The following is a 5,000-nucleotide window of genomic DNA, read 5'->3' on the forward strand; positions in this document are numbered from 1 at the left end:
TCACCGGCGAGGTGCGGTTGTATCGGTTTGCGGGGACGTTTGGAGTTGGTCGTGTGCTGAACGGGAAGACGGCGCATTCGCAATGTGTTGGGGGGATGGTGTGGGGGATTGGGAGTGCGCTGGGCGAGGAGCTGGTGTTTGACCGGCGTGACGGGCACGTGGTCAATGCGGATTTCGCTGAGTATCATGTGCCGGTGAGCCTGGATGTTCCGCGGATCGAGGTGGAGCTGGTCGAGGAGCGCGATGCGGCGGCGAGCCCGTTGCAGGCCAAGGGGGTTGGCGAGCTTGGCATTTGCGGCGCCGGGGCGGCGATCGGCAATGCGATCTACAATGCGTGCGGCGTGCGCGTGCGCAGTTTTCCGGTGACCCCCGACAAGATCCTGGGCGGGCTGGACGGGCTGTAGCGGGCGGCTGCGATTGCGGGGAGCGGCGGATGGGCGCGGCGCCGATATGCGAAAAGCCCCGGAGAGGGGTCTCGGGGCTTTGGGTGAGGATTGGGGTGGGTTGGTTGCGGGGACAGGATTTGAACCTGTGACCTTCAGGTTATGAGCCTGACGAGCTACCGGGCTGCTCCACCCCGCGCCAACATGCCCTGGAGACGCCAAAAGCCCCCGGCGGTGCGGGGGCGTGACGGCCCTGGAGGGCAAACATGTGAATGGGTTCTGGTGATCCGTGCATTGCGCCGGCCGCAAAGCCTGGCGGCGACCTACTCTTCCATCGCTTGAGCGATAGTACCATTGGCGCTGTCTGGTTTCACGGCCGAGTTCGGGATGGGATCGGGTGGGTCACAGACGCTATGGCCACCAAGCTATGGGGCCGGCGCATGGGCGGATCTGAAATCGATGTGATTACCGTGCTGTGCCTTATCATCCGTTTATCGATGACGGGCTGTCAGCCCTGTCATTGATGGTGGGACTCTCTAAGCGCGAACAGAGCAATTAGGACCGGTTAGCTCCATGCGTTACCGCACTTCCACATCCGGCCTATCAAGGTCGTGGTCTTCGACCGCTCGATGAAATCTTATCTTGAGGGAGGCTTCCCGCTTAGATGCTTTCAGCGGTTATCCCGTCCATACATAGCTACCCTGCTGCACCGTTGGCACGATGACAGGTCCACCAGAGGTATGTTCAACCCGGTCCTCTCGTACTAGGGTCAACTCCTCTCAAATTTCGACGCCCACGGCAGATAGGGACCAAACTGTCTCGCGACGTTCTGAACCCAGCTCACGTACCACTTTAATTGGCGAACAGCCAAACCCTTGGGACCTGCTCCAGCCCCAGGATGTGATGAGCCGACATCGAGGTGCCAAACAACCCCGTCGATATGAGCTCTTGGGGGTTATCAGCCTGTTATCCCCGGCGTACCTTTTATCCGTTGAGCGATGGCCCTTCCACGAGGGACCACCGGATCACTATGACCGACTTTCGTCTCTGCTCGACTTGTCAGTCTCGCAGTCAGGCTGGCTTATGCCATTGCACTCTAACAGCCGGTTTCCAACCGGCCTGAGCCAACCTTCGCGCGCCTCCGTTACTCTTTAGGAGGCGACCGCCCCAGTCAAACTACCCGCCACAGAGGGTCCCTCACCCGGTTTCACGGGTGCAGGTTAGACATCAGAAAACAACAGGGTGGTATTTCACCTATGGCTCCACTCGGGCTGGCGCCCAAGCTTCAAAGCCTCCCACCTATGCTACACAGTTCTTTCCTAATGCCACTCTGAAGCTGCAGTAAAGGTGCACGGGGTCTTTCCGTCTAACCGCGGGTACTCCGCATCTTCACGGAGAATTCAATTTCGCTGAGCATGTGCTGGAGACAGTGGGGAAGTCGTTACGCCATTCGTGCAGGTCGGAACTTACCCGACAAGGAATTTCGCTACCTTAGGACCGTTATAGTTACGGCCGCCGTTTACCTGGGCTTCATTTCAGAGCTTGCACTCCTCCACTTAACCTTCAGGCACCGGGCAGGCGTCAGACCCTATACGTCGTCTTGAAGCCGACTTAGCAGAGCCCTGTGTTTTTGCTAAACAGTCGCTACCCCCTGGCCTGTGCCCCCTCAGACCGGTTGCCCGGAATGAGGGCCTCCTTCTTCCGAAGGTACGGAGGCAATTTGCCGAGTTCCTTCAGCACACTTCTCTCAAGCGCCTTGGTATACTCTACCAGACCACCTGTGTCGGTTTCGGGTACGGTCTATACGGTGGGGCTATTTCCTGGAACCGCTTCGTAGCCAGTCCAATCCGATAAGGACTGACACCTTACGCGATCCGTCACACACCACCAGGCCCACGAATATTAACGTGGTTCCCATCGACTACCCCCTTCGGGCTCGTCTTAGGGGCCGGCTCACCCTGCTCGGATTAGCCTTGAGCAGGAACCCTTGGTCTTTCGGCGACAGGGCATCTCACCCTGTTTATCGCTACTCATGTCTGCATTCGCACTTCCGATACCTCCACGGCCCATTACCAGACCGCTTCACAGGCTTACGGAACGCTCCGCTACCGCGTGGATAAATCCACACCCTAAGCTTCGGTGCACGTCTTGAGCCCCGTTACATCTTCGCCGCAGGAACCCTTAATTAGACCAGTGAGCTGTTACGCTTTCTTTAAAGGATGGCTGCTTCTAAGCCAACCTCCTGGTTGTTTTGGGATTCCCACATGCTTTCCCACTTAGACGTGACTTGGGGACCTTAGCTGTAGGTCAGGGCTGTTTCCCTCTTGACGACGGACCTTAGCACCCGCCGTCTGTCTCCCGGATATTACTCGTTGGTATTCGGAGTTTGGTTAGAGTTGGTAGATCTCGCGACCCCCGCATCCATCCAGTGCTCTACCCCCAACGGTATTCATCCGAGGCACTACCTCAATAGTTTTCGCGGAGAACCAGCTATTTCCCGGCTTGATTGGCCTTTCACCCCTAAACACAACTCATCCGGTACCTTTTCAACGGTAATCGGTTCGGACCTCCAGTGGGTGTTACCCCACCTTCATCCTGGTCATGCCTAGATCGCCGGGTTTCGGGTCTAATGCATCGAACTGAAGCGCCCTATTCAGACTCGCTTTCGCTGCGCCTACACCTAACGGCTTAAGCTTGCTCGATACATTAAGTCACAGACCCATTATGCAAGAGGTACGCGGTCAGGGCATAAAACCCCTCCCACTGCTTGTAGGCATTCGGTTTCAGGTACTGTTTCACTCCCCTCATCGGGGTGCTTTTCACCTTTCCCTCACGGTACTTGTTCGCTATCGGTCATGCACGAGTATTTAGGCTTGGAGGGTGGTCCCCCCATGTTCAGACAGGATTACACGTGTCCCGCCCTACTCAAGTCCGACAATTTCATTTTCGCATACGGGGCTGTCACCCGCTATGGCCACTCTTTCCAAAGTGTTCTGCTAATTCACTTGTCGGCACTGGCCTGGTCCGCGTTCGCTCGCCACTACTTACGGAATCTCGGTTGATGTCTTTTCCTCCAGCTACTGAGATGTTTCAGTTCGCCGGGTTCGCTTCACCAAAGCTATGTATTCACTTCGGTGATACCTCGCCCCAATTAACTCCGTCACTGATTGCTCAGTAGCGAAATTAATTGGTGAAGGTGGGTTTCCCCATTCGGAAATCTGCGGGTCAAAGGTTGCTCACACCTCACCGCAGCTTATCGCAGCGTGCCACGTCCTTCATCGCCTGTGCATGCCAAGGCATCCACCAAATGCCCTTACCTCACGCTTGAGAGTCCACACCACCAACGACAGGGCTGAACGGTTACCGGTTACCCGGCCGCCACTCGGCAAACCCTGCCGCCATGATGCGGATGATTTTGCTCAGCAATAGTAATCAATTAATGCCGGCACGGATCTTCGCGACAGCCCGAAAGCCGCCTCGTTGAACCCATGCCGCCACGGCATCGATTTCTAGAACCCATTCACAATGTCAAAGACAGAAGGCCAAACGCCTCCCTACCGGCCATGCCGGATCTCGTTTCTTCATCCCTGGAAAATCATCAGCCTCAGGCGTCGCGCATCGCGGCACCACCAGCGGCAGCGCACCGTCGCCGGCTCTCGCCGGCTCGGGATTTTCACCGGCCAATCGCTTCGCGATCGGCCCTAGGTGAAAATGGTGGAGCCTATCGGGATCGAACCGATGACCTCAAGCTTGCAAAGCTAGCGCTCTCCCAACTGAGCTAAGGCCCCGTGAGCGCTCCGCCGCACAAGCAGCACCTAACCCTGACGCACCGTCGCCCGCTCTCGCAGGCTCGGGATCTTCACCAGCCAATCGCTTCGCGATCGTCCCTGGTGAAAATGGTGGGCCGAGAAGGAGTTGAACCTTCGACCTCACGCTTATCAGGCGTGCGCTCTAACCACCTGAGCTACCGGCCCCCGTCCGGACCCGGCAAGGCCTTGACGACCGCGGGCGGCACCAAAGCCAGCTCAGGCTGCCTGACCCAATAGGGCCAGTTTCCAGTGATGAAGGGACATGAGGACGGCGGCTATGTTCTTTGGAACGATCGACGCATCTCCAGGATAAACCCGGCGCAGTACGATCTTTTCCTTAGAAAGGAGGTGATCCAGCCGCAGGTTCCCCTACGGCTACCTTGTTACGACTTCACCCCAGTCGCTAAACCCACCGTGGTCGCCTGCCTCCCTTGCGGGTTAGCGCAGCGCCTTCGGGTGAATCCAACTCCCATGGTGTGACGGGCGGTGTGTACAAGGCCTGGGAACGTATTCACCGCGGCATGCTGATCCGCGATTACTAGCGATTCCGCCTTCATGCTCTCGAGTTGCAGAGAACAATCCGAACTGAGACAACTTTTGGAGATTAGCTCATCCTCGCGGACTTGCTGCCCACTGTAGTTGCCATTGTAGCACGTGTGTAGCCCAACGCGTAAGGGCCATGAGGACTTGACGTCATCCCCACCTTCCTCCGGCTTATCACCGGCAGTTCCTCTAGAGTGCCCAACTAAATGGTAGCAACTAGAGGCGAGGGTTGCGCTCGTTGCGGGACTTAACCCAACATCTCACG

At 57.3% G+C, this 5,000-nt stretch carries 1 protein-coding gene, 3 tRNA genes and 3 rRNA genes (1 of these 7 running past the window's edge); 1 reads left to right on the forward strand and 6 read right to left on the reverse strand.

Going from position 1 to position 5,000, the window contains the following annotated elements; translation table 11 throughout:
• Positions 1 to 404: molybdopterin cofactor-binding domain-containing protein (locus KOF26_RS16880; protein ID WP_216327968.1), on the forward strand; the 404-nt coding region annotated here is incomplete at its 5' end.
• A gap of 101 nt (positions 405 to 505) precedes the next feature.
• Here the strand turns inward: KOF26_RS16880 and KOF26_RS16885 are convergent.
• The 6 genes from KOF26_RS16885 to KOF26_RS16910 all read right to left on the reverse strand — a co-directional run.
• Positions 506 to 582: transfer RNA gene (locus KOF26_RS16885), tRNA-Met, on the reverse strand.
• Between the two features lie 111 nt (positions 583 to 693).
• Positions 694 to 808: ribosomal RNA gene (gene rrf, locus KOF26_RS16890) — 5S ribosomal RNA — on the reverse strand.
• Between the two features lie 111 nt (positions 809 to 919).
• A 23S ribosomal RNA gene (locus KOF26_RS16895) occupies positions 920 to 3,709 on the reverse strand.
• A gap of 386 nt (positions 3,710 to 4,095) precedes the next feature.
• Positions 4,096 to 4,171 (reverse strand) — tRNA-Ala (locus KOF26_RS16900).
• Positions 4,172 to 4,280: 109 nt separating this feature from the next.
• Positions 4,281 to 4,357: transfer RNA gene (locus tag KOF26_RS16905), tRNA-Ile, on the reverse strand.
• Between the two features lie 176 nt (positions 4,358 to 4,533).
• Positions 4,534 to 5,000: ribosomal RNA gene (locus KOF26_RS16910) — 16S ribosomal RNA — on the reverse strand (it continues 1,022 nt past the right edge of the window).
• The 16S, 23S and 5S rRNA genes sit together here with 3 tRNA genes alongside, the layout of an rRNA operon.

This window comes from Sphingomonas quercus, from assembly GCF_018863195.1.
Classification (GTDB): Bacteria; Pseudomonadota; Alphaproteobacteria; order Sphingomonadales; family Sphingomonadaceae; genus Solisphingomonas; species Solisphingomonas quercus.